This is a genomic window from Actinacidiphila rubida (genome assembly GCF_900110255.1).
Lineage (GTDB): Bacteria > Actinomycetota > Actinomycetes > Streptomycetales > Streptomycetaceae > Actinacidiphila > Actinacidiphila rubida.
This window is the reverse complement of sequence record NZ_FODD01000012.1, coordinates 190,298-194,858: the sequence shown is the minus strand read 5'-3', so window position 1 is coordinate 194,858 and position 4,561 is coordinate 190,298. Positions and strand designations below refer to the sequence as shown.

The 4,561-nt window shown below is 72.5% G+C and carries 3 protein-coding genes and 1 pseudogene; all 4 read left to right on the top strand.

The annotated features are described in order from the left end of the window. Positions 1-1,635: ribulokinase (gene araB, locus BMW99_RS14535; RefSeq protein ID WP_079176051.1), on the top strand; the 1,635-nt coding region annotated here is incomplete at its 5' end. A 156-nt stretch (positions 1,636-1,791) separates the two neighbouring features. Next, complete coding sequence (locus BMW99_RS14530; RefSeq protein WP_069467539.1) at positions 1,792-2,502, top strand: L-ribulose-5-phosphate 4-epimerase; 711 nt, start codon at positions 1,792-1,794, stop codon at positions 2,500-2,502. A 3-nt stretch (positions 2,503-2,505) separates the two neighbouring features. Continuing rightward, entirely contained in the window at positions 2,506-4,014 is a 1,509-nt protein-coding gene (gene araA, locus BMW99_RS14525) for an L-arabinose isomerase (protein WP_075016910.1), read from the top strand. Positions 4,015-4,316: 302 nt separating this feature from the next. Beyond that, positions 4,317-4,561, top strand: a pseudogene (locus BMW99_RS41785) (hypothetical protein); the annotation flags it as partial.

The window sequence follows — 4,561 nt, the reverse complement described above, 5'->3', positions numbered from 1 at the left end:
CACGGCGTGGTGGACCGCGCGCTGCCCGGCGGGCGCGTGCTGCCGCCCGACTGGGCGCTGCAGATACCCCAGGACTGGCGGGACGTGCTGCGGTTCGCCGTGCCGCGCGCCCTGGAGGCCGCGGGCGTGCGGCCGCAGCAGGTGATCGGGCTCGCCACCGACTTCACCGCGTGCACCGTGCTGCCGGCGACCTGGGACGGCACGCCGCTGTGCGAGCTGCCGGAGTTCACCGAACGCCCGCACGCCTACCCGAAGTTGTGGCGGCACCACGCGGCCCAGCCGGAGGCCGACCTGATCGTGCGGCGCGCGGAGGAGTCCGGGCAGCCCTGGCTGGCCCGCTACGGCGGCCGGATCTCCAGCGAGTGGCAGTTCGCCAAGGCGCTTCAGGTGCTCCACGAGGACCTGGAGGCGTACGCCGCCGCCGACCGCTGGATCGAGGCAGCGGACTGGATCGTGTGGCAGCTGACCGGGGCGGAGGACCGCAACCCGTGCACCGCCGGCTACAAGGGCGTCCATCAGGACGGCCGTTACCCCGACGATGCCTATCTCGCCTCGCTGCACCCGGACTTCGCCGGATTCACCGCCAAGCTCGAGCACCCGCTGTCCGAACTGGGCGCGCCCGCGGGCAAACTGACCGCGGCCGCCGCGGAACTCACCGGACTTCGCGAGGGGACGGTGGTCGCCGTCGGCAACGTCGACGCGCACGTCACCAGCGCCGCCGCCCGGGCCCTGGAGCCGGGTCACATGCTGGCCATCATGGGCACGTCCACCTGCCACATCATGAACTCCGACGTGCTCGCCGAGGTGCCGGGCATGTGCGGTGTCGTGCGCGACGGGGTGGTGCCCGGGCTGTGGGGCTACGAGGCGGGGCAGAGCGGCGTCGGCGACCTGTTCGCCTGGGCGGTGCGCACCGCCACGCCCCATGCGTACGCAGCGGAGGCGCGGCGGCGCGGCGTGTCCGTGCACGAGCTGCTCACCGAGAAGGCGGCCGCCCAGCCCGTCGGCGGCCACGGCCTGCTCGCCCTGGACTGGCTCAGCGGCAACCGCTCGGTGCTGGTCGACCACCACCTGTCGGGGCTGATCGTGGGGCTGACGCTGGACACCCGGCCCGAGGACATCTATCGCGCGCTGGTCGAGGCCACCGCCTTCGGCACCCGCACCATCGTGGAGGCGTTCGAGGAGGCCGGTGTGCCGGTCACGGACTTCACGGCGGCGGGCGGGCTGCTGAAGAACCGCTTCCTGATGCAGACCTACAGTGACGTGCTGGGCCGGCCGGTGAACGTGCTGGCGTCCGAGCAGGGGCCGGCCCTGGGCGCCGCGATCCACGCCGCGGTGGCCGCGGGGGCCCATCCGGACATCCGGACCGCCTCCGCCGCCATGGGCCGCATCCGGCGCGGCGCCTACACCCCCGACCCCGGCCGCGCGGCCGCCTACTCCCGCCTCTACGCCGAATACCGCTCCCTGCACGACCATTTCGGCCGCGGCGGAAGCGACGTCATGCACCGGCTGCGCGCGATCCGCGCCGAAGCCGAACCCGCAGCTGACGTCGAGTCCGCAGTCGCAGCCGCAGCCGATGCCGGCAGTCGAGAGGATGCCGCAGCCGAAGCCGGGACCGGCGGCGCGTCCGGCGCCTGACCGGTCGGCTGGGCACCCCGGCCGGCACGACACCCCCCGACTTCGGTCCGAGGGTGTGAGCGCTCACGTTGTGAGCGTTCACCTCCGGATCGAGCCCACCAGCTCACCCCGAGTACCCCCGCTCGTGCCCACCTCCTCCTTCCCGCGAGGCCGCCGATGCCCGAACATCCCCTGCCCCCCTCGTCCGCCGGAGCCGTGGCGCAGCTGCGCCGCCAGGTCTGCGACCTCCACCAGGACCTCGTCAGGTACCAGCTGGTCGTCTGGACGGCCGGCAACGTCTCGGCGCGCGTTCCCGGCGCCGACCTCTTCGTCATCAAACCCAGCGGTGTCGACTACGACCGGCTGACCCCCGGCGCGATGATCGTCTGCGACCTGGACGGCACGGTGGTCGACGGCGAACTGTCGCCGTCGTCCGACACCGCCGCCCACGCCTACGTCTACCGGCACCTGCCCGACGTCGGGGGAGTGGTGCACACCCACTCCACGTACGCCAGCGCGTGGGCCGCGCGGGGTGAGCCGGTGCCGTGCGTACTGACCGCGATGGCCGACGAGTTCGGCGCGGAGATACCGGTCGGGCCGTTCGCGCTGATCGGCGACGACTCGATCGGCCGCGGCATCGTCGAGACGCTCGAGGGGCATCGCTCGCCCGCCGTGCTGATGCAGAGCCACGGCGTGTTCACCATCGGCCGCGACGCGCGGGCGGCGGTCAAGGCGGCCGTGATGTGCGAGGACGTCGCCAGGACCGTGCACATCTCACGCCAGCTCGGCGAACCGCTGCCGCTGGACCGCGGCGCCGTCGACCGGCTGCACGACCGCTACCGGAACGCCTACGGCCAGCCCGGCCCGTCCACCCCGCGAGGAGTCTGACGCATGACAACGCCGCCCATCGCGCGCGAGGTGTGGTTCCTCACGGGGAGCCAGGGCCTCTACGGCGACAAGGCCCTCGCCCAGGTCGCCGAGCAGTCACGGGAGATCGCCGCGCAGCTGTCCCGGGTGCCGGGGCCGCCGGTCAGGATCGTCTGGCAGCCGGTTCTCACCGACGCGGCCGCGATCACCGCGGCCGTCCGGGCCGCCGACGCCGACCCGGCCTGTGTCGGGCTGATCGCCTGGATGCACACCTTCTCCCCGGCGAAGATGTGGATCGCCGGCCTCGACCTGCTGCGCAAGCCGCTGCTCCACCTGCACACCCAGGCCAACGCCGAACTGCCCTGGGCCACGCTGGACATGGACTTCATGAACCTCAACCAGGCGGCCCACGGAGACCGCGAGTTCGGCTACGTCCAGTCCCGGCTGCGCCTCGCCCGCAAGACCGTCGCCGGCCATGTGACCGACCCGGTCGTCGCCGCGCGGATCCACGCCTGGATGCGGGCGGCCCTCGGCCGTGACGCCCTGCGGAACCTGAAGCTGGCCCGGTTCGGGGACAACATGCGGGACGTCGCCGTCACCGAGGGCGACAAGGTGGAGGCCCAACTGCGGTTCGGGGTGTCCGTCAACACCTACGGCGTCAACGACCTGGTGGAGGCAGTGGATTCGGCCGGCGACACGGCGGTCGGCGACCTGGTCCAGGAGTACGCGGACGCCTACCGGCTGGCCCCCGAGCTGGCCGCCGGCGGGGCGCGGCACGAGGCGCTGCGGTACGCCGCGCGCATCGAGCTGGGCCTGCGCGCCTTTCTCGCCGACGGCGGGTTCGGGGCGTTCACCACCAACTTCGAGGACCTGGGCGGTCTGCGGCAGCTGCCGGGGCTGGCCGTACAGCGGCTGATGGCCGACGGCTACGGCTTCGGCGGCGAGGGCGACTGGAAGACCTCCGCCCTGCTGCACACCCTCAAGGAGATGGGCCGGGACAGCCCCGGCGGCAGCTCCTTCATGGAGGACTACACCTACCACCTGGTGCCGGGTAGCGAACTGATCCTGGGCGCCCACATGCTGGAGGTCTGCCCGAGCATCGCCGACGGGCGCCCCTCCTGCGAGATCCACCCGCTGGGCATCGGCGCCCGTGAGGATCCGGTCCGGTTGGTGTTCGACGCGCGGCCCGGGCCGGCCGTGGTGGTCGGCCTGGCCGACATGGGCGACCGCTTCCGGCTGGTGGCCAACGAGATCGAGGTGGTGCCGCCGGCCGAGCCGCTCCCCAACCTCCCGGTGGCCCGTGCCGTCTGGCGGCCCGCGCCGGACCTGCGGACCTCCACCGAGGCCTGGCTGACGGCCGGCGGCCCGCACCACACGGTGCTGTCCAGCGCCGTCGGTGCCGAGGAACTGGGCGACCTCGCCGACATGCTCGGCACGGAACTGCTGCTGATCGACCAGGACACCACCGTCCGGCAGTTCACCAAGGAGATCCGCTGGAACCAGGCCTACTACCGGCTCGCGGGCGGCCTGTGACCGCTGCCGCCCAACGGCCGTGCGGCGGCGGGTATTTCTTCGGCGCAACACCTTGACGCCACTGCCGTGAACGCTAACAATCTCTGCCTAGCGAACGAGCGCAACGAGGACGCGACGACACCGCCGCAGGTCCTCTCGGTCAGGCCCTGACCGATGAGAAGCCCGACAGTCCCACCTGCATGGTTCCACTTCCGGATCCTCACGGTCCCAGGGCACACGTTGTCGGCGGCACCACCAACCCTGCTCCCACAGTGTGTGAGCGCTAACAGGCCGCGAGGCCGTTCCCGGACAGGATGTTGATCATGCGAGATGTGCGGTCGGGTGGCTGGACGATCGGGCGCTGGGGTGCTGCGGCGACGGCGGTGGCCGTCGTCGTCTGCGCGGGCGCGTGCAGCAAGACAGGGGCGGGCGGCTCGTCGTCCGACCCGGGCAAGGGGACGAGCAGCAGCGCCGCGGCGCCCGTGATCCAGGGCGACATCACCTTCAACGACGCCAATCTGGCGAAGATCGACAGCGCGCTGAAGGCCGCGCTGGCGGGCAAGGACCT